A 20,677-nucleotide genomic window follows, 5' to 3' on the forward strand; every position below is an offset into this window, starting at 1 on the left:
GCCCCATTTCATGGTCTGCCTCCATCGATCTTGACGCTATAAGCGCACTCTTGTTGACTGCCTTGTTCATTGGTTCGATAAAGAAGCAATGAGACCGAAAAAATCTGACTTCCGCCGTTGATCGCGCGCCAATGTTGGCGTAGCCATCCACCCTGGAAGGGGCGCTGGCCGCCGCGTGTGTATCCCATGCCCTCGAGCGTTTTGGACAATGCCTCGGCTTGCCAGATGCAGGTCGGCGTAGGCACGCGCGTGGGATCGCCGTGGTTAGGCAAAGACACTGCAACTTCGATCCGTGAGAAGCCATCCTTCGTTGGGCGATGTGTCGCATAGAGCGCATAGCCATCGGCCAGAGCGACGTCTTTTGCTTCACGCCACGGGTATGCCGGATCGGATGGTGGCCCAAGCTTGATGCCAAGTGCAGATTCCATTCGCGGGTAGTCCAGATCCGCTGGCACTGTCAGTCCATCAATGAAGCGCAGCAGCCTGCGCTGCAATTCTTGCAGAGTAGTATTTGCAGAGACGATGTCGGCACCGTTGTCGATACCTCTGCTCTTCTCTTGAGGTGGCGTGCCCGCATCCCGCCTTGCTTCATGAGGCGTGCGAGCGCAAGCGCTTGGCAGCGCTACTGAAAGCAGCAGCAAAGGAAGCAGGCTTCGGAAGCTATTTTTTTTCATTGAAATCCTGCCACTCACGCGGCATCGCGTTGCTGGTCAATTGTCACCCGTGCCGTCTGTCTCCTGCACTCTCGGGTCCGAAGCTGAGTAGCGCGTTGGTGATGGATAGAGAGTGGGGAAGCAACTTGCGACTGTGTTGCGGATGGGCTCGCAGTAGCACTGTCTGTGGTCCAATCCAACACTGAATCTGCTGCTTCAAACGTCGACGCAAAGATCTTCCCTCAACGCTTTACATATTGCCAGCCTCGACCGGTTGACATGTCGCGCAGCGCGTAGCAGTCTCGTCGGCAAGGAGCGTAGAAACTCCTCACACAGCGGTACCCACCTCCGTCAAACCGGTGGGTTTTTTGTGCCTGCAGCGTCTTGCGGGGGCAACCGACGCGATGCCTGCGTCGGGAGGGCGGCTAATACAACACCCTTCGGGGAAATACGCCCGCCGACTGTGTGCGGTTTCTAACCTCCCGACATCCCGTCGCCATCCGGCGGCGGGGCCTGTTCGTCAAGGAGGGCTTTGCCATGCGTCAACCGCCATCCCGCTCTACCACCGCCCGCAAGCACGTACCGCCCCAACCACCGCGCACTCCAGCCTGGCGCATCGTCGAGCCCCCGCGCACCCCCATGCTCACCCCCGAGCAAGTCGCCGCCGCCAACGCCGCCGAACTCGCCAAACAACAGCGCCCTCCACGCCGCCCACGCCCACCCCACCAATGCACGGTCGGCTACGGCTACTACCCCACCACCAACCAACGCATCCCCACCCTGCGCCTACGCGGCCGCTGGCTCGAACAACTCGGCTTCACCATCGGCAGCAAACTCCACATCCGCCTGCGCGATGGCGAACTGGTCGTCAGCGTCGCACCTGCAGAGTGACTAACCCGCTGCACCCCGCGCTCCGCAGTTGGAGAACTCGCATGGTGAATGACACCCTGGCCGGCACCCTTGGCACATTCCCGCACTTCGGCAACACATGGATGCCGCTGCCGGTCGAGCGCGCGACCAACACCTGCACCGCCTGGCATCGGCGCAGCGCCTCAGGCACCACCACCACACGCATGGCGTACGTCGCGCCGCTGCGCGCCGCATCTATGCGCGGCTACACCCGCACACGCCACACCACACCACGCCTTGGCGCGTACGCGAGGAGCCGGCAGCGGGCAAGGCGCGTTTCGACCAGGCCATCGGCCTGTTGCATGCCGACCTGCTCGCCTATATGCGCCGGCGCCTGCGTGACCCCGACACCGCCGACGAACTCACCCAGGAAACGCTGCTCCGCCTGCTGGCCTACCGTGACGCGCCCGACATCGGCGACTACGCACTGCTGATGTACCGCATTGCCCACAACGTAGTGCTGGAGCATTGGCGCACGCACCACCGCTGCCACGCCAACGCCCACGTCGCACCGGACCTGATCGCACCACTGGCCGCAGACGGCGCCCACGTAGACCAGATCGCCGACGCCCGCCGCATCCTGCAGCACCTGCACACTCACACGCTGCCCGCACTACCACCCAGATGCCGCCAGGCCTTCATCCTCAACCGCATCGACGGCCTCACCTACCCGCAAGTGGCAGCAGCCATGGGCATCTCGATCAAGATGGTGGAAAAGCACATCAGCCGCGCATTGGTCGCGTGCCGGGCGATAGTCAGTTGATAGCAGGCAGCTCTCGATCCCCGTATTGACAGAGGCTGCTATGGATGCGAACGTGTGTTCAGAAATAGTGATGCCTAAAACAGAGAGTGCTGCAGCCACTACGCAGCCGTCGTTATCAGGCATAAACCAAGGATCTGGTTCTTTAATTCAAGGAAGAAAATATGGCGCTGCTTCATCGATTCCGTTCGCTGCCGGGCGGCGTGGCTCCTAAGTCTGATCGATTGACCTTTTGGCACAGCTTGACACTGTCATGTGTCCTTATTGCTGTCTCCGCATGCGCCTGGGCTCAAGAGGCCAAGCCTAAATTTTCGGTTTATAACTCACAAGGAGCATACTTCGGCGACTACGCCACTCAAGTCCAAGCTGAGGCTGCAGTCAAGTCAATTCCTGGTCCGGTTGGCGCGGAAGATATTTATCAATATGTCGACACCATCAAAGAAGCGCATGTTTCTGAGAGTGGCGAGATGGCGGTCACTTATTGGATGGGAGCCGAAAAAGCAAAAGACGAAGATTGGGCATACGACACTTTGGACGTTACAGGGTTACCCACGGAAAATGCCGCGATAGAAGAGATACTTCGTCAAGTGAATGCAAGGGCGCCACAGTGTGGGGCAGTGGCAACTTTAATGCCGACGGGAGACTGGATTGCATCTACCGGCCCATATCCCGAGTACGATAGAGGAATGGAGCATCAGGTAAGGGTGTACCAAGTGGACGCGCCTTATGACAATTGCGAGGGCACATACGCATTTTCATCATCGGTCCTTAAAAGAAGGAGGACCCAATGCCCTGAAAAATATACGGATTGGCTCATAAGCGAGCAGGCCTGTGCCAACAAAGATTTCATGGCAACAATTAAAGTGGCTGCGAACCAATGCGACGCTGACGTTGGTTCCAGCTCAGGGCTTGTCGGAAATCCCTGTGATGTAAAGACTGGTGAAAAATTTCAGATCGAGCGTGACTTTGATCTAGGTTGGATTGATTTTTCACGCTATTATCATTCGGGGATTGCAACTGCTTCCAGCGATTTCGGTCCAGGCTGGTCACATTCCCATGGTCTATATCTCGCAATTCAAGTTTCCTCATTGAGTCTGATAGAGGGGGACGGCTATGCGGTGCCGTTTAGGAAGATTGGAGAAAACTATGAGGCGGCCAATGGTTCGGGCGAAAGAATAACTGCAGATGGCAACACCTGGAAGCTGCATCGCAATGACGCTATCTACACGTTCGATGCAAAAGGCCGCTTGTTTTCGCACATGACTGACGACGGCGCTGGCTTGCTCTACGCCTATGACAGTGACGGACGCCTTAGTAAGATCACTTCGTTGCAGGGGAGATCTGTCGATCTCCGCTACGCAGACGGCGCTAATAAGGGCCTGATCGCTAGCGTTTCATCGGCAGGTGTTCTGCTATCTGCCTACACCTACGATCAGGGTCGCTTGAAAAGCGTTACGTTTGCTGACGGTGGCATGCGTGTATATCACTACGAGGATTTACGTTTCTCTAGACATCTGACAGGTATTACCAATGAAAATGGTCAGCGCTTCGGCACCTACGCGTACGATGACGTAGGGCGGGCGGTATCCAGTCAGCACATCGGTGGGGCGGACGGGGTAGCTCTCGCTTATTCCTCCGCCGGAACGATCGTGACTGATGCATTGGGAGGCAAATCCACCTACGCTATGACCAATGCTGGCGGTCAGGCACCGAAGATTTCCGCAATTACCAATGGCGCGGGAACCGTGAGCTACACCTACTACGATCAATCTGTGGACTACCGTAGAAGGTTGAGCACCATGACGGATCGGCGAGGCATCCAGACAAAGCATATCTATTCGGAAACAACCGAGAACGGGGTAAATGTCAGTGTACACACGGTCCAGGAAGCCCTTGGGCATCCTCAGCAACGCACCATAACGATAGCAACCGCGATAGGCTCAAATAAAGTCCTCTCGATTCAGCTAGACGGACGCAAAACAACTTACACGCGCAACGCTCGGCTTCAGCCTGTCCTCTTGACAGTAACCAGCCAAGAAGGCCAGAAGCGAGAGCTGGGTTACACGTATTGTGAGGCGTCTGATGTTGCCACCAGTGGTGGGGGCTGCCCGATCCTTGGCTATTTGAAGTCCATCGATGGCCCGCGCACGGATATCGATGACCGTACGACCTACAACTATTACCCCATCGATGCCGCTGGGTGCCAGACCGGCACCGGACCGTGCCCGTACCGTAAGGGCGATCTCAAGCAGACCATCAACGCCCGCGGCCAGATCCGCGAGAATCTGAGCTATGACGCAGCAGGCCGCGTTCTTTCTGCCGTTGACGAGAATGGGGTGCTAACCGATTACAGCTACCATCCGCGTGGTTGGTTGGCATCGACCACCGTGCATGGCGCGACTTCCGCGCAGAATCGCGTGACCACATTCGAGTACTGGCCCACCGGCTTGGTCAAACGCATCACCCAGCCCGATGGCAGCTACGCCACGTTTGTCTACGACCAGGCCCAACGCCTCACCGATGTCACCGATACGCTGGGCAATACCCTCCATTACGTGCTTGATAAGGCTGGCAATCGTCTGCAGGAGCAGACCAAAGATGCACAAGGTGCGCTCAAGCGCAGCTTGAGCCGTATCTACAATCAATTGGGCCAGCTGGAAACGCAGGCGGATGCGGCCGCAAATCCTACCGACTACGCCTACGATGCAAACGGCAACCTGCGCTTGATCACCGACGCATTCGGCCGTAGAACCCTGCAAGAGCACGACCCACTTGGCCGGCTTGCGCGCACGTTGCAGGATGTCGATGGCATCAAGGCCGAAACCAACGTGGGTTACGACACGCAGGATCGCCCGCTGCAGGTCAAGGACCCCAAACGTCTGGACACGCGCTACACGTACAACGGGTTAGGCGACATCCTGAAACTGATCAGCCCGGATACCGGCGTCACCAGCTATACCTACGACAGCGCCGGTAACCGCGCCACGCAGACCGATGCGCGCGGCGTCATCTCCACCTATGGCTACGACGCGCTCAACCGCGTCTTGAGCATCAGCTACCCGACCGCCGCCTTCAATGTCAGCTATACCTATGACGTCACGCAGAACGTGTGCGCCAGCGGTGAGACGTTCACAGTCGGGCGCCTGGCCAAGCTCCAGGATGGCAGCGGTACCACCCAATACTGCTACAACCGCTTCGGCGAGGTGGTGCGTAAGGTGCAGACGGTCAATGGCAAGACGTTGGTGGTGCGCTACGAATACACAACCGGCGGCCGCCTACGGTCGATGGTCTACCCGGATGGTACTGCTGTCGATTACGTCCGCAACGCACAAGGGCAGACGACCGAGGTTGGGGTGACCGCACCGGGCGGCAGCCGCCAGCGTCTGCTGAGCGGAGCGACCTACTATCCGTTCGGCCCATCTGCCGGCTGGACCTACGGCAATGGTCGTAAGTTGGCGCGCATGTACGATCAGGATTACCGGCCGCAGAGCATCCAGGACACTCGCACCGGAGGGCTGGAAATCGGCTTCGGCTTCGATTCCGTTGGCGACCTCACTGCCCTGACCCCGGCCGGCAATCCAACACCAGAACTTCGTCTGAACTACGACGCGCTCGGCCGACTCACTGCGCTCAAGGATGGCACTACCGAGACGGTGATCGATGGCTATAGCTACGATGGCACCGGCAATCGTCTGAGCGCCAAGGTTGGCGCCGCCACGCAAGCTTATACATACCCAACCACCAACCACCGCCTGAGCGCAGTCGCAGGCGTGGCGCGCACCTACGACAAGATGGGCAACACCCTCACAATCGGCGGCAAGGCACGCGAGTACCTGTACGACACCACCGGCCGCATGACCCAGGTCAAACGCGCAGGCGTCGCGGTCATGAACTACCGCTACAACGGCCGAGGCGAACAGGTACGTCGCTACCTGGGCACCACCAACACCTATACGCTCTACGACGAGGCCGGCCACTGGCTCGGCGACTACGACACCAACGGCGCACCCAAGCAACAAGCGATCTGGCTGGACGACCTGCCTGTGGGCCTGCTGGCCAACGGCGGTCAACTGCACTACATCGAACCCGACCATCTCGGCAGCCCCCGTGTGGTCGTCGATGCCGCCCGTGACGTTGCCGTGTGGAACTGGAGCCTGAAGGGCGAAGCCTTCGGCAACACTGCGCCCAACCAGGATCCGGATGGCGATGGCACCGCAGTGGTGTTCGACATGCGGTTCCCAGGGCAGCGCTTTGATGCGGCCAGCGGGTTCAATCAGAACTACTTCCGAGACTACGATGCGACCACTGGTCGGTATGGGCAGAGTGATCCGATTGGCTTAAGAGCAGGAATTGGTACATACGTTTATGTTGAAGGAAGCCCAGTTAGCCACTTAGATCCTTCCGGTCTATGTGAAGACAAACCAAAAGAAGACTGTCTTGATGCTGCTTTAAGTACCTACTCTATGGAAGAGTCAGTTAATTCGATTGTGGGATTTGGCGCCGGTTCCGCAATCTTTGGTGGGTCGGCGCAAGTAGTCAATAAATCAGCAATTAAGCCTCGCGGTGGGGTAGCAGGTGGAGGTCCCAGCGGGCGTTACACGAGCTACTCCAGACGTTACCTGGGAAATGGAGTTGGGAGAACCATTGGTAGACTCGGAATAGGAACAGTGATTAAGAGGGCGGGTATTATCGGGGCAGGGATTGGTGCAATAACAGAGCACGTTGAAGCGCTGAATGCTTTTATAAAATGTCGAGGTGCTCAGTGATCGACCATGCTGCTAGAAATATCGGAGTTGAACTCCTGCGTAAGCTGGATGAACATCGATTGTCTTCGAATGAATTTGAGGGTAATTGGCCAAAAAAAACTGACGATAATGCGGTTAAGTCAATTGGATACTGGGTGTGGACTTTGTTTGACGATGAGCATGATTGCATCATTGAGATAAAAGAAAATTCAGAAGAAAAATTAATTTTGAGAAATTCAATTGAATTTTTAAATTCAGATCAAATTTTACATCTAAAGATGCTTGGCCGATATGAAAAGATTAAAAAAATATTCTCAGAGGGTACGGAATGGCTAGGGTGTGAGTTGCCTTGGCATAAGAAGTGGCCTTTCCCTGAGTAGATAATCCATGCAGAAGTGTGGGGCCTTAGGAGGATGAATTGGCTTCGATCCGGTCGGTACCTCATTGCCCCAACCCCGGCCGCCAACCCAACATCAGAACGTTGTTTGGACTACGACACGCTCGGCCGACTCACTGCGCTCAAGGATGGGACTACCGAGACGGTGATCGACGGCTATAGCTACGATGCCACCGGTAATCGCCTGAGTGTCAAGGTCGCCGCCGCCACGCAAGCTTATACATACCCAAACACCAACCACCGCCCAAGCGCAGTCGCAGGCGTGGCCCAAGAACGGGGTCAGGTTACGGTGCGCTCACGTTGCGGTGATCCAGTGCCACGAAGAGCCGCGCATCCAACAGCAGATCAGCGTGTCGGTGAGGCTTCACTTATCCCGCCGATACACCCCATTAAAGCTCACACTCGCGCCGCCGCATTGCAGGTTGTCTGCAACGATCAATAGGTCGCCAAGCAGCTGCAGACGTACCGTGCAGTCATCCTCGCGCACTTCCAGACGGTTGCCCTCCGCAAAGCTGCGTGCGGTGACCGCGCCGAAGTGTGGGCCGCCGGGCACCTGCTCCGGGCTGGGGTTGGCGCTGGGCCAGTAGGCGTCGCCATTGACGGTGATGCTGCTGTCGCCATTGGCGGTCAGCTGTAGCGTGTTGTCGCCGTTATGCCAGTGGGCGTTCCACGCACTTGCGGGTGGCGTGGCGGTGCTGGCGATGGGCTGCAGGCTGCGCTCGGCAACCCAGCCGGCACTGACGCCCACCTTGTTGGGATAGGACGCGCAGGCGTAGCCGCCACGGTGCTGGGCCAGCACCACCACGTCGCCCTTGATCACGTAGCTGCGCTGCCGGCAGGCTGCCTCGCCCTTGCTGGGGCAGCCGTCGCTGTCGTTGAGCAGGTACAGGCGAGGGACTGCGACGCGCGCCAGCGTAAACGCTGACGGGCTATTGGTGAATGACCCGTTGCGGCAGTCGGCCGCTTCGTCATCGTGTGGCGCGGCGTGCGCCATGGCTGACACCGATAACAGGAACAGCAAGCAGGCCTTGTGCATCTCGATCACTCCATGGGCAAGGCACTAGTGTGGCCTAACGTGGCGTGTGCTGTGCATCAGCGCGCATGGCGTGAACCGGTGTCTTCTTCGGCCACGATGGGCGCCATTCGCGCGTGCGTTGCCGGAGGACAGCTGGGTTATCGCATGCAGTCACCGCTACCTAGTGCAGCTCAGATCGGCAATGCGCTCAGCTTGCGGCGCAGGTAGTTGGTGATGGCGCGCCGCGTGGATTTGCCGCGCCACGAGGCCCAGCACAGGTGCGAGCCCACGGCGATCTGGCCGCCGCGATGGCCCAACCCGAACCAGGTGCGGTCCGGATGGAAGGCGTCGCGTGCAGGACAGTGGATGCCTTGAAAGCCGCCCTCGCGTGAGAGGTAGAAGTTGGTGAGCCCCTGGGCCCGGACACCATCGGAATCTGCCGGTGATCGATCAGGCGCTCCGGCAGGTGCGCCACGAAGATGTGTTCGATCAGCGATGCCCAGAATGGGTGGCCGGCCGCCACCGTCGCGCTTGTTTGTTTTTCGTCAATACGGCCGACACACGGTATTCGCAGGCGGAGTGTTTAGGTGTAGGGGTCAAGAATCGTTGCGGAGTTGCGCATGAGTGCAGTCACGGTAGGCAGGATCGGCCAGGGGCCGGTTTCGGCGGGAGTGGGCCTGGTGCGTCCAGGGCGGGTCGTTGCAGGCGCCAAGCGCTGCGCAGGCCAGGTCGTTCCCTGCAACGCGGTGCGTTCGCGCACCGCTGCCTGCTGAAGGGGCGCGCCATGCGGATGTGTGTAGTGAATGAAGCGGCGGTTGCCGACCCATCCAGGCTGGAAGCGCGCTGCGTGGCGGCGCGTGAAGCCGGTTGCGACTATGTGGTGGTGGCGCCGCCGTTTGCGCGTGACGCGCAAGGGCGCTTGGTGGAACCCAACGCCGGCGATGCCCAGGCGCGGCAACTGCAGACCTGCGTGCAGGCCGCGCAACGGGCAGGCGTCAAGCTGCTGCTGGATGTGCGCCTGGACGAGGTGGGCGGCTCCAGCGCGGTGGTGCGCGATAACCCGCAGTGGTTCCGCGCCCGCAGCACCGCAGTGCCGGATCCGCGCCAGCCGCGTGCCACGCCCGAGGTGGCCGAGGCACGCTTTGCCTATGCGCAGGAAGGTGCGGCGCTGGTGGAGTGGTGGAGCGCGCGCCTGCTGGAGTGGGTCAACCAGGGTGTGGGCGGCTTCCGCTTGCTACAGCCCCAGCAGATCCCCGCACAGCGCTGGCGTGAGCTGATCACCCGCGTGCATGCACAGGCGCCGGAGGTGATCTTCGCGGCGTGGACACCCGGGTTGGGCGGCGAAGCGCTGCAGCAGCTTGCCGGTGCCGGCTTCGATGCGGCGTTCTCCTCGCTCGCCTGGTGGGATGGCCGTGGCAGCTGGTTCTTCGATGAAGATGCCGCGCTGCGTGCGCTGGCCAAGCGGGTGGTGGCGATTGTCGAGGCTGCCGACGGCAGCAGCGCCGCACGCCGCGCGCAGCATTGGCAGCTGGCGAGCGCACTCGGTGGCGCCTGGGTGTTGGAAGACCATCAGCTGGAGTCGTTGCCGTTGCGCGTGCGTGCCACCGATGGCCCGCAGCCAGACAATGCGGGCCTGCGGCTGCGGCCACTGTTGCGCGAAGGCACCGGCCTGACGGCGGTGGCGGTGGAGCCGCTTGGCGGGCTGCCCTCGCTCTTGTTGATCAATGGCGACCCCGATCATGTGGTGCCGGTGCCGGCACCGGATCTGTTGCGCCTGCTCGGCGATGCCGAGGCATTGGTGGCCGAAGACGGGCGCACCCTCTCCGGCTCCACGCTGGAGGCGCTGGAACCTGGCGAAGTGCGTGTGTACCGCAGTGTGCCGGCGCGGCATGTGCTGGCGGTCCCGCGCATGCGCCCGCGTGCGCAGACCGCGGCGGCGTGGCCACGGGTGTGCATCGAGTCGGTGACGCCATCGGTGGACAACGGCCGCTTCCCGGTGAAGCGCACCGTGGGCGACCGTATCTGCGTGGAGGCCGATGCCTTCTGCGACGGGCATGACCGTATTGCGGTGGCGGTGCTGTGGCGCCCGGCCGATGCCAAGACCTGGTCCAGCGCGCCGATGCGTGCGCTGGGCAACGACCGCTGGCGCGCGGAGTTCCCGCTCGAGCGCATCGGCACCTACGAATTCCGCGTGGAAGGGTGGCGCGACGTGTTCGCTACCTTGCATGCGGATCTGGAAAAGAAGCGCGCCGCCAGCACCGTGCTGCCGGTGGACGTGCAGGAAGCGGTGGCGGTGGTACAGGCTGCGCATGCACGTAGCGACGGCGCGCTGGCCACCCAGTTGCAGGACATCCTCACCCGCATCGGCGCGCAGAGCGAGCCGTTGCAGCAACTGGCGATCGTGCTGGAGCCCGATACAGCGCAAGCGATGGCGCTGGCCGACGACAAGCCGTTCCGCTCCGAATACCCGGTGACGTTCCGGGTGGAATCCGAACGCCGCGCGGCGCACTTTTCCAGCTGGTACGAACTGTTCCCGCGCTCGCAAAGCGGTGACGGGCAGCGCCACGGCACGTTCGATGATGTGATCGGGCGGCTGGCGCATATCCGCGCGATGAACTTCGACGTGCTGTACATGCCGCCGATCCACCCAATCGGCGCCAAGAACCGCAAGGGCCGCAACAACGCGGTCAACGCGCAGGACGGCGAGCCCGGCAGCCCGTACGCGATTGGTGCCGCCGATGGCGGGCACACCGAGGTGCATGCCGGACTCGGTGGACTGGAGGGCTTTCGCCGGCTGATCCAGGCCGCACGCGCGCATGGCCTGGAAGTGGCGCTGGATTTTGCCATCCAGTGCGCGCCCGACCACCCGTGGCTGCAGGAGCACAAGGACTGGTTCACCTGGCGCGCGGATGGTTCGATCCCGTACGCGGAGAACCCGCCGAAGAAATACCAGGACATTGTCAACGTTGATTTTTACGCCAGCGGCGCGGTGCCGGATCTGTGGAACACGCTGCGCGACGCGGTGCTGTTCTGGGTCAACGAAGGCGTCACCCTGTTCCGCGTGGACAACCCGCACACCAAGCCGTTCCCGTTCTGGGAATGGTTGATTGCCGATGTGCGCGGGCGCCGCCCGGATGTGGTGTTCCTGTCCGAAGCCTTTACCCGGCCAAAGATGATGTACCGCCTGGCCAAGTGCGGCTTCTCGCAGTCGTACACCTATTTCACCTGGCGCAACCACAGGCACGAGCTGCGCGAGTACATCGAAGAGCTCAACGACGGCGTGCCGCGCGAGTGCTTCCGCCCGCATTTCTTCGTCAATACGCCGGACATCAATCCGTTGTTCCTGCAGACCAGCGGGCGCAACGGGCACCTGATCCGTGCCGCGCTGGCCACCACCCTCTCCGGCTTGTGGGGCATGTACCAGGGCTTTGAATTGTGCGAAGCCACTCCGCTGGCGCCGGGCAAGGAAGAATATCTGGACTCGGAGAAATACCAGCTGCGGGCCTGGCCGGAACGGGCACCGGGCGATATCGTCGATGAGATCACCCGCTTCAACCAGCTGCGCCGCATGCACCCGGAATTGCAGTCGCATCTGGGCACGCGCTTCTACCAGGCGCACAACGACCAGGTGCTGTACTTCGGCAAGTTCCTGGATGCCGGCTACCTGTCGCGCAGCCGCAGCATGGTGCTGGTGGCGATCAACCTGGACCCGCAGGCGGGCCAGGATGCCGAAGTTGAAATCCCGCTGTGGGAGTTGGGCCTGCCCGATCACGCCAGCGTGGCGGTGGAAGACCTGTGGGACGGCCATCGCTTCACATGGCATGGCAAGACGCAACACATCCGGTTAGAGGCGACGCGGCCGTTCGCGTTATGGCGCATCCGCGCAGGAGAGGTCGCATGAATGCAGTTCCAGCCCTTCAGGCTGACGCAGAACAATCGGCAGTGGTTGCCGACCAGCTTTGGTACAAGGACGCGATCATCTACCAGGTGCACGTCAAGTCGTTCTTCGACTCCAATGACGATGGCATCGGCGATTTCCCCGGCCTGATTTCCAAGCTCGACTACATCGCCGAACTGGGCGTGGACACGATCTGGCTGCTGCCGTTCTACCCCAGCCCGCGCCGCGACGACGGCTACGACATTGCCGAATACATGGCGGTGCATCCGGACTACGGCACCATCGCCGACTTCGAGCAGCTGGTGGCGCAGGCGCATGCGCGCGGCATCCGCATCGTCACCGAGTTGGTGATCAACCACACCTCCGATCAGCACCCCTGGTTCCAGCGTGCCCGCAACGCGCCGGCCGGCTCGCCGGAGCGCGACTTCTATGTCTGGTCGGACACCGACCAGGAATACGAAGGCACGCGCATCATTTTTTGCGATACCGAAAAGTCCAACTGGACCTGGGACCCGGTGGCCGGCCAATACTTCTGGCATCGGTTCTATTCGCACCAGCCCGATCTCAACTTCGACAACCCGGCGGTGCTGGAATCGGTGCTGGAAGTGATGCGCTTCTGGCTGGACCGCGGCGTGGACGGCCTGCGTCTGGACGCGGTGCCGTATTTGATCGAGCGCTCCGGCACCTCGAACGAAAACCTGCCGGAAACCCACGCCATCCTGCGCAAGATCCGCGCCACGCTGGATGCCGAATACCCGGACCGCATGCTGCTGGCCGAGGCCAACATGTGGCCGGAAGACACCCAGCAATACTTCGGACAGAACGCCGACGAATGCCACATGGCGTTCCACTTCCCGCTGATGCCGCGCATGTACATGGCGATCGCGCGCGAAGACCGCTTCCCCATCACCGACATCATGCGGCAGACACCGGAGATCCCGGAGACCTGCCAGTGGGCGATCTTCCTGCGCAACCATGACGAGTTGACGCTGGAAATGGTCACCGATTCGGAGCGCGATTACTTGTGGCAGACCTACGCCTCGGACCGCCGCGCGCGAATCAACTTAGGCATCCGCCGCCGCCTGGCGCCGCTGCTGGAGCGCGACCGCCGCCGCATCGAATTGATGACCTCGTTGCTGCTGACCATGCCCGGCACGCCGGTGCTGTATTACGGCGATGAGATCGGCATGGGCGACAACATCCATCTGGGCGATCGCGATGGTGTGCGCACCCCGATGCAGTGGTCGATCGACCGCAACGGTGGCTTCTCGCGTGCCGACCCCGCCGCGCTGGTGCTGCCGCCGGTCATGGACCCGCTGTACGGCTTCCAGGCGGTGAATGTGGAAGCGCAGATCCGCGACCAGCATTCGCTGCTGACCTGGACCCGCCGCGTGCTCAGCGTGCGCAAGCGCTACCAGGCGTTCGGCCGCGGCACGCTGCGCTTTTTGTACCCGGGCAACCGCCGCATGCTGGCGTACCTGCGCTGCTACCAGGACGAAACCGTGCTGTGCGTGGCCAACCTCTCGCACACCTTGCAGGCGGTGGAGCTGGACCTGTCCGAGTTCGAAGGTCGCGTGCCGGTGGACATCATCGGCGGTGGCAGCTTTCCGCCGATCGGCCGGCTGACCTATCTGCTGACGGTGCCGCCATTTGGTTTCTATGCGTTCCAGCTGGTCAGCGAAGGCACGCTGCCGGACTGGCATGTGCCCAGCCCGGTGCCGTTGCCGGATTACCGCACGCTGGTATTGCGCAGCGACACCGAAGAAAGCGCCGCACTGCTGCCGCATCTGGCCACGCTGGAAGGCGAGATCCTGCCGGCGTGGTTATCGGCACGCCGCTGGTTCTCGGCCAAGGACCAGGCGCTCAAGAGCGTGCGCATTTCGCGGCGCACACCGTTGCCGGGCGATGAGCCGATGAGCCTGCTGGAGCTGGATGTGGAGCTGGAAGACGGCCACCACGAGTGCTACATGCTGCCGGTGGGCATCGTCTGGGAGCGCGAGCACCCGAGCACGCTGGCCGAGCAGCTGGCGCTGGCGCGGGTGCGCCAGGGCCGCGAGGTGGGGTATCTCACCGACGCGTTTGCGCTCAAGCCGATGGTGCGCGGCGTGATCGACGCACTGCGTCACGACGCGGCGCTGGATTTCCACGACGGCGACGATGCCTCGCAACAGGGCCAGGTGCGTTTCGAGTCGACCCCGGCGCTGGCCGCGCTGGAGATTCCGGACGACCCGGAAATCCGTTGGTTGTCGGCCGAACAGAGCAACAGCTCGCTGGTCGTTGCGGACAAGGCGGTGTTCAAGCTGTTGCGCCATGTGGCCACCGGTGCCAATCCGGAAATCGAGATCGGCCGCCGCCTCACCGAGATGGGCTATGCCAATGCGGCGCCGTTGCTGGGCAGCGTGAGCCGGGTGGATGCGCAGGGCACCATCACCACCATCGCGTTGTTGCAGGGCTTCATCCGCAACCAGGGCGATGCCTGGCGCTGGACGCTGGATCATCTGGCGCGCAGTTTCGACGAATACGCCACCGCGCAGACCGACGAAGCCCGCAACGAAGCGGTGGCCGGCTACGACGCATTTGCCGCAGTGGTGGGCAAGCGCCTGGCCGAGTTGCACGAGGCGCTCTCGCGCAGCACCGACGATGCCGACTTCGCACCGCAGCGCATCGACCTGCCCACCGCCAACGATGTGGTGGGCGGCGTGGCACGCCAGGTCGAGGAGATGTGGGAAACGGTGCACGCCCGCCTGGGCGCTACCGACGATGCGGCCGAACGCGAGGCGCTGGAATCAGTGCTGGCCGAACGCCCGCAGCTGGATGCGCTGCTGGCCAAGGCGCCGAGCGTGCTGGCCGAGTCGCTGTTGACCCGCGTGCATGGCGACTTCCACCTGGGCCAGATCCTGGTGGCGTTCGACGACGTGGTGCTGATCGACTTCGAAGGCGAGCCCGCCAAGCCGCTGGTCGAACGCCGCGCCAAGGCCAGCCCGTTGCGCGATGTGGCCGGCTTCCTGCGCTCGCTCGATTACGCCAGCGAAGTGTCTGCGCGTGGCGAAGAGGGCACCGCCGCACGTGCCGGCGTGGGCGTGGATGCGCACCTGGATGACTTCCTGGTGGAATTCCGCCGCCGCTCCACGCAAGCGTTCCTGGACGCTTACCATGCCGTGCTCGACGCCAGCGCGCATCCGTGGATCGCGCCGGCGGCGTTCAATGCGGCCACCTTGCTGTTCCTGGTGGAGAAGGCCTGCTACGAGGTGCGCTACGAAGCGGCGAACCGGCCGGGCTGGTTGATGGTGCCCATCCAGGGCTTGCGACGCATCCTGCAACGCGCGCGCGCTGGTGCGGGAGACACATGATGAGTGGAGTAATGACTGCAGTGACGAATCGATGGGACCCCGGCGTGACCCGCGCCCTGGCCGAAGCGCGGCACGGCGATGCATTCGCGGTGCTGGGCGCACATCCCAGCACCAACGGCCGCCTGCTGCGCACCTATCACCCCGGCGCCGAGCACGTCACCGCCGTGCTGGCGGATGGGCGCGAGGTACCGCTGGAAGCCGGCCCGGAACCGGGCCTGTTTGCCGGCGAATTGCCGGCCGAGGGAGGCTACCGCCTGCGGATCGGCTGGCCGGGCGGCACCCAGGACACGGCAGACCCGTACGCGTTCGGGCCGCTGCTCAGCGACTTCGACCTGCACCTGATCAGCGAAGGCCATCATCTGCAGCTGGCCGATGCGCTGGGTGCCAATGTGGTGGAAGTGGATGGCGTGCGCGGTACACGCTTTGCGGTGTGGGCGCCGAATGCCTCGCGCGTGGCGGTGGTGGGTGACTTCAATAGCTGGGACGCGCGCCGGCACCCGATGCGGCTGCGCCACCAGGCCGGCGTGTGGGAGCTGTTCGTGCCCGACGTGGGCCCAGGCGCGCACTACAAATATCAGCTGCGTGGCCCGCATGGGCACGAGTTGCCGGCCAAGGCCGACCCGGTGGCACGCCGCGCCGAACTGGCGCCGGGCACTGCCTCGATCGTGGCCGACCCCACGCCGCACCAGTGGAGCGACGACGGCTGGATGGCCACCCGTGCGCGCCGCCAGGCGCACGACGCACCGATGAGCATCTACGAGATCCATGCCGGCTCCTGGCTGCGCGAAGAGGGCGTGGACCTGGATTGGGATGGCCTGGCCGATCGCCTGATTCCGTATGTGGCCGACATGGGCTTCACCCATGTGGAGCTGATGCCGGTGACCGAGCATCCGTTTGGCGGCTCGTGGGGCTACCAGCCGCTGGGCCTGTTCGCGCCCACCGCGCGCTTCGGCAGCCCGGATGGCTTTGCGCGCTTTGTCGACCGCTGCCACCGCGAAGGCATCGGCGTGATCGTGGACTGGGTGCCGGCACACTTTCCCACCGACGCGCACGGCCTGGCGCACTTCGACGGCACCGCGCTGTATGAACACGCCGACCCGCGCGAAGGCTTCCATCGCGACTGGAATACGCTGATCTACAACCATGGCCGCCGCGAGGTGTCTGGCTTTCTGATCGCCAGCGCGCTGGAGTTCCTGCAGCGCTATCACGTCGATGGCCTGCGCGTGGATGCAGTGGCCTCGATGCTCTACCGCGACTACAGCCGCAATGCTGGTGAGTGGGTGCCCAACATCCATGGCGGCCGCGAGAACTACGAAACCATCGCGTTCCTGCGCCGGCTCAACGATGTGGTGCGCGAGCACGCGCCGGGTGCGGTGACCATTGCCGAAGAATCCACCGCCTGGCCGGGCGTAACCGCGGATGTGTCGCATGGCGGCCTGGGTTTCCACTACAAGTGGAACATGGGCTGGATGCACGACACGCTGCATTACATCGGGCTGGACCCGATCTATCGCCGCTACCACCATGGCGAGCTGACTTTCAGCATGGTGTATGCGTACTCGGAGCGCTTCGTGCTGCCGATCTCGCACGACGAAGTGGTGCACGGCAAGGGCTCGTTGCTGGGCCGCATGCCCGGTGACGATTGGCAGCGTTTCGCCAACCTGCGCGCCTATCTCGGTTTCATGTTCACCCACCCGGGGCGCAAGTTGCTGTTCATGGGCTGCGAGTTCGGCCAGCCCACCGAGTGGAACCACGACGCCGGCTTGCCGTGGCATCTGCTTGATGACGCACGCCACCGCGGTGTGCAGACGCTGGTGCGCGACCTCAACCACCTGTACGCGCAATACCCCGCCTTGCACGCGCACGACGACGACCCGTCGGGCTTCGCGTGGCTGGTAGGCGATGACGCGGCCAACAGCGTGGTGGCGTTCCTGCGCAAGGGCAAACGCGGCGATGCACCGGTGCTGGTGGTGATCAACTACACCCCGGTGGTGCAGCAGGGGTATCGCCTGGGGGTGCCGCAGGGCGGTCTGTGGCGCGAAGTGTTCAACAGCGACGCCGGCATCTACGGCGGTGCCAACCTGGGCAACGGCGGTGCGGTGACTGCCGAACCGCAGTCCATGCATGGTCACGCGCAGTCGCTGCCGTTGCTGCTGCCGCCGCTGGGCGTCATCGTGCTGACCCCGCAGGGCTGATCGACCGTCACCGCGCCCGGCCTGCTGGCCCGGCGCGGTGGCAGCTGCTAGATTGCGCGCCTTAGAGCAGCTATCAACACGACTGCGCAGCCGCCAGGCGGGCGCGGCCGGTGTTCGGAATCGGCATATACCGACGTACACTCCGGTTCCTCCGCGCCGTCCGCACCCACCTGACGACTGCTCGCTACGTGTTGTTAGCCGCGCTTAGTGGGTGACACCGGCCACGCCTCCGTTGGAGGCAGTCGCGCTGGTCATCGTTGAATAGGCAGCCCGGGGAGGGCTGCCGGGCACAGCCGCCGCCATGCCTCTTGTCGACCGTCTTCGCGGGAGAGCTGTGCGTGCGCGTTTTACAAAGGGTGGGTCGAACTCGGTGTGGGTGGGCGCGTGGAGCCGATTGGCCAGCGCGTGCGCGTCTGTGCAGATATCGCGGCGAAGTGCTGCGGGCGTTGCCGATCGCGCGCGCTGGCAGGCGCGTGCGCGAGAGCGGTGTCGAGACTTCAGCTGCACGGCATGGCACTGCGGCGCACGTGCGTAGTCGCGTCTGCGGTGGGCTGCAAGGCTGCGCACATGCATAGCCTGATGACGTGCCTTTACCTGCTGTGCGCGGGCGCTGCCGCGTGCGGTTTTTATCTCGCCACCGCGCATCAGCGCCTGTGGCTGCGCGGCCGCCCGCGCGCGCGCCTGCTGCGTGCAGGCGCCAGCGTGCTGCTGGTGCTGGCGGTTATCTGCGCCATCGCCGCCCTAGGCACCTGGGCCGGCGTCTTCTCGGCACTGACGGCAGCGATGCTGGCCGCGGTGGCCCTGCCATTTCTAGACGCCTGGCAACAGGCACGCACGCAACGCCGGCAGGTGCGCCATGTGGAGTAGATGGGCGGCGGCGGTGCTGCTCGGGTTGCCGCTGGCAGTGGGCGTGGTTGGACTGTGCGCGGTGGTGCTGCCCGGCCCGCAGCGTAGCTATACGCTGGCTTGGCTGTTGCTGATGTTCCCGGTGTGGATTGGCGCCATGGCCTTGCCGTTCGTGTTTCGCAGCGCTGCGCGCGCCTGGCTGTGGTTGGGCGGGGTGACCGTGCTGTGCTATCTCGCGCTGGCAGCGATCAAGGCGCTGGGCTGGGTCGAGGTGATTGCATGAAGGCTGCAACCTTGCGCGCGTTTCTGTCCGTGCACAGCTGGATGGGCCTGCTGGCGGGCATGGCCTTGTTCATCGCGTTCTATGCCGGTGCCATCACCGTGTTCACGCACGCATTGAGCAGCTGGCAGACCACACCGCCTGCCACGCAGGCCGTACCGGCGGACCCGGTGGCCGCCGCGCAAACCTTGCTGGATACCGTGATTGCCGCGCACCCGCAGGTGGCCGAGTCGTTCCTGGTGCTGCTGCCCGGCGAGCATGGGCCGCTGGCACGGGTGTACTGGTACGGCCCGCAGGCCGATGCCAGCGGTGGCATGCGCCAGTATCAGCTCAGCAGCAACGGTGCGCTGCTGGAGCTGCCGCAGCGCGTGGGCTTTGCCGATTTTCTCTACGACCTGCATTTCACTGCCGGCTTGCCACGCACCTTCGGCACGTATCTGTTTGGCGTAGTGAGCGTGCTGTACGGGCTGGCCCTGGTCAGTGGCGTCGTGCTGTATGCGCTGGTGTTCTTCAAAGACCTGTTCGCGCTGCGCATCGGTGCCAACCTCAAGCGGCTGTGGCAGGACGCGCACAATGTGGTGGGCATGCTGTCGCTGCCGTTCCATGTGATCTTCGCCTGGTCCGGTGCGGTGTTGTGCCTGGGTGTACTGCTGCTGGCGCCGTTCCAGTTTCTGGTCTTCGACGGCAAGTTGTTGCAGATCCTGGAGCGGACTTCGAACTCACCCCGCATGTGGCACCGGCCAACCGCGCAGCGCCGGTGTTGCCGATGGCGACCTTGCTGGAGAAGGCACGCGCCGCCAGCCCCGGCTTCGTGCCGGAAAGCGTGAGTTACCACGACGCAGGCGATGCCAACGCGCGCGTGGAAGTCTATGGTCATCACGATCAGCGCCAGCTCAATACATTGGGCGGTGTGGCATTGGAAGGCGCCACCGGCAAGGTGCTGCGCGTGCTCTCGCCGCGCACGATGCGCGCCGGCACCGCCGCCTTGCGTGGCCTGCAGGGGCTGCACTTCGGCAACTTCGGGCATGCGCCGCTGCAGTGGCTGTATTTCCTGCTCGGCCTGGGCGGCGCCTTCCTGTTCTACAGCGGCAACCTGCTGTGGATCGAGACACGCCGCAAGCGCCGTCAGCTTGCGCAGCCGCGTCGCACCCATGCCATGGCACGGCTCACCGTTGGCGTCTGTCTGGGCAGCGTGGCCGGGATCTCGGCGTTGTTCAGTGCCGCACGGGTGCTGCCGCCGGGTCAGGAGCGCGTGGTCTATTACGCGGTGTTCGCCGCTTGCGTGCTGTGGGCGGCGCTACGCCCCACCGCACGCGGCGCGTATGAAGTGCTGCTTGCCTGCGCGGCGTTGACCGCGGCAATTCCGCTGGCCAGCTGTTTTTCCGCAACGGGACTGGTGCTGCCCTGGCGCGACACCATGGTGTTGACCGTCGACGTGGTTGCCCTGGTCATGGCGTGGAGTTACTGGCAACTGGCGCGCGCCAGCAAGCGGCGTGGCGCGCAGGGCGACCCGAACAGTGTGTGGGCATGGTGATGGCCGTGGCGTCGTGCAGCGTGCGGCCTTTGCGACTTCGCCAACGGCTGTAGTGCCATTGGATGGGGTCGCAGCAGTCAATGGCAACAGTCATC

General features: G+C 63.1%; 11 protein-coding genes, 1 other RNA gene and 3 pseudogenes. 12 read left to right on the forward strand and 3 right to left on the reverse strand.

The features are described 5' to 3' along the window. Positions 1-8 precede the first annotated feature (8 nt). A complete protein-coding gene (locus ACD584_RS01165) occupies positions 9-674 on the reverse strand; it encodes a hypothetical protein (RefSeq protein WP_076037508.1) in 666 nt (221 codons plus the stop codon). Between the two features lie 516 nt (positions 675-1,190). Between ACD584_RS01165 and ACD584_RS01170 the strand changes: the two genes are divergently transcribed. The 5 genes and pseudogenes from ACD584_RS01170 to ACD584_RS01190 all read left to right on the forward strand — a co-directional run. Then, on the forward strand, positions 1,191-1,544 hold the full coding sequence (locus tag ACD584_RS01170; RefSeq protein ID WP_076037507.1) for a SymE family type I addiction module toxin: 354 nt from the start codon (positions 1,191-1,193) through the stop codon (positions 1,542-1,544). A 316-nt stretch (positions 1,545-1,860) separates the two neighbouring features. After that, a complete protein-coding gene (locus tag ACD584_RS01175; protein WP_254843729.1) occupies positions 1,861-2,325 on the forward strand; it encodes an RNA polymerase sigma factor in 465 nt (154 codons plus the stop codon). 161 nt (positions 2,326-2,486) lie between these two features. Next, on the forward strand, positions 2,487-7,088 hold the full coding sequence (locus ACD584_RS01180) for an RHS repeat-associated core domain-containing protein (protein WP_228437946.1): 4,602 nt from the start codon (positions 2,487-2,489) through the stop codon (positions 7,086-7,088). Continuing rightward, positions 7,085-7,447, forward strand: coding sequence for a hypothetical protein (locus ACD584_RS01185; RefSeq protein ID WP_139328405.1), 363 nt, complete (start codon positions 7,085-7,087; stop codon positions 7,445-7,447). Before ACD584_RS01180 ends, ACD584_RS01185 begins: the two co-directional genes overlap by 4 nt. Positions 7,448-7,487: 40 nt before the next feature. Then, positions 7,488-7,735, forward strand: a pseudogene (locus ACD584_RS01190) (type IV secretion protein Rhs); the annotation flags it as partial. Between the two features lie 93 nt (positions 7,736-7,828). On the opposite strand, the gene ACD584_RS01195 reads toward ACD584_RS01190, so the two are convergent. After that, the gene (locus ACD584_RS01195) at positions 7,829-8,500 is read right to left on the reverse strand and encodes a hypothetical protein (protein WP_076037963.1); all 672 of its coding nucleotides are present in this window, start codon (positions 8,498-8,500) and stop codon (positions 7,829-7,831) included. Between the two features lie 170 nt (positions 8,501-8,670). Further along, a pseudogene (locus ACD584_RS01200) lies at positions 8,671-9,035 on the reverse strand (hypothetical protein); the annotation flags it as partial. 228 nt (positions 9,036-9,263) lie between these two features. Here ACD584_RS01200 and ACD584_RS01205 point away from each other — a divergent pair. From ACD584_RS01205 to ACD584_RS01235, 7 genes and pseudogenes are all read left to right on the forward strand, one after another. Beyond that, positions 9,264-12,380, forward strand: a complete 3,117-nt coding sequence (locus tag ACD584_RS01205) for a maltotransferase domain-containing protein (protein WP_076037506.1) — start codon at positions 9,264-9,266, stop codon at positions 12,378-12,380. Continuing rightward, positions 12,377-15,727 (forward strand): maltose alpha-D-glucosyltransferase, encoded by a 3,351-nt coding sequence (gene treS, locus ACD584_RS01210; protein WP_076037505.1) that lies wholly within the window; start codon positions 12,377-12,379, stop codon positions 15,725-15,727. Before ACD584_RS01205 ends, treS begins: the two co-directional genes overlap by 4 nt. Then, positions 15,724-17,922 carry a 1,4-alpha-glucan branching protein GlgB gene (glgB, locus tag ACD584_RS01215; protein WP_175611749.1) on the forward strand — a complete coding sequence of 733 codons (2,199 nt, stop codon included), beginning with the start codon at positions 15,724-15,726 and terminating at the stop codon, positions 17,920-17,922. Before treS ends, glgB begins: the two co-directional genes overlap by 4 nt. Before the next feature lie 125 nt (positions 17,923-18,047). After that, a non-coding RNA gene (locus ACD584_RS01220) (sX9 sRNA) lies at positions 18,048-18,122 on the forward strand. Positions 18,123-18,489: 367 nt separating this feature from the next. After that, positions 18,490-18,789, forward strand: a complete 300-nt coding sequence (locus tag ACD584_RS01225) for a hypothetical protein (protein WP_175611887.1) — start codon at positions 18,490-18,492, stop codon at positions 18,787-18,789. Beyond that, on the forward strand, positions 18,779-19,051 hold the full coding sequence (locus ACD584_RS01230) for a hypothetical protein (protein ID WP_011035396.1): 273 nt from the start codon (positions 18,779-18,781) through the stop codon (positions 19,049-19,051). The genes ACD584_RS01225 and ACD584_RS01230 overlap by 11 nt, the downstream gene beginning before the upstream one ends. Then, a pseudogene (locus ACD584_RS01235) lies at positions 19,048-20,582 on the forward strand (PepSY-associated TM helix domain-containing protein). The gene ACD584_RS01230 and the pseudogene ACD584_RS01235 overlap by 4 nt, the downstream one beginning before the upstream one ends. Positions 20,583-20,677: the final 95 nt, after the last annotated feature.

Source organism: Xanthomonas sp. NCPPB 2922, from assembly GCF_041520885.1.
GTDB lineage: Bacteria > Pseudomonadota > Gammaproteobacteria > Xanthomonadales > Xanthomonadaceae > Xanthomonas > Xanthomonas campestris.

Coding starts and splice junctions, on each gene's coding strand:
- ACD584_RS01165 (WP_076037508.1), bottom strand. CDS start 674: ATGAAAAAAAATAGCTTCCGAAGCCTGCTTCCTTTGCTGCTGCTTTCA.
- ACD584_RS01170 (WP_076037507.1), top strand. CDS start 1,191: ATGCGTCAACCGCCATCCCGCTCTACCACCGCCCGCAAGCACGTACCG.
- ACD584_RS01180 (WP_228437946.1), top strand. CDS start 2,487: ATGGCGCTGCTTCATCGATTCCGTTCGCTGCCGGGCGGCGTGGCTCCT.
- ACD584_RS01195 (WP_076037963.1), bottom strand. CDS start 8,500: ATGCACAAGGCCTGCTTGCTGTTCCTGTTATCGGTGTCAGCCATGGCG.
- ACD584_RS01205 (WP_076037506.1), top strand. CDS start 9,264: ATGCGGATGTGTGTAGTGAATGAAGCGGCGGTTGCCGACCCATCCAGG.
- treS (WP_076037505.1), top strand. CDS start 12,377: ATGAATGCAGTTCCAGCCCTTCAGGCTGACGCAGAACAATCGGCAGTG.
- glgB (WP_175611749.1), top strand. CDS start 15,724: ATGATGAGTGGAGTAATGACTGCAGTGACGAATCGATGGGACCCCGGC.
- ACD584_RS01225 (WP_175611887.1), top strand. CDS start 18,490: ATGCATAGCCTGATGACGTGCCTTTACCTGCTGTGCGCGGGCGCTGCC.
- ACD584_RS01230 (WP_011035396.1), top strand. CDS start 18,779: ATGTGGAGTAGATGGGCGGCGGCGGTGCTGCTCGGGTTGCCGCTGGCA.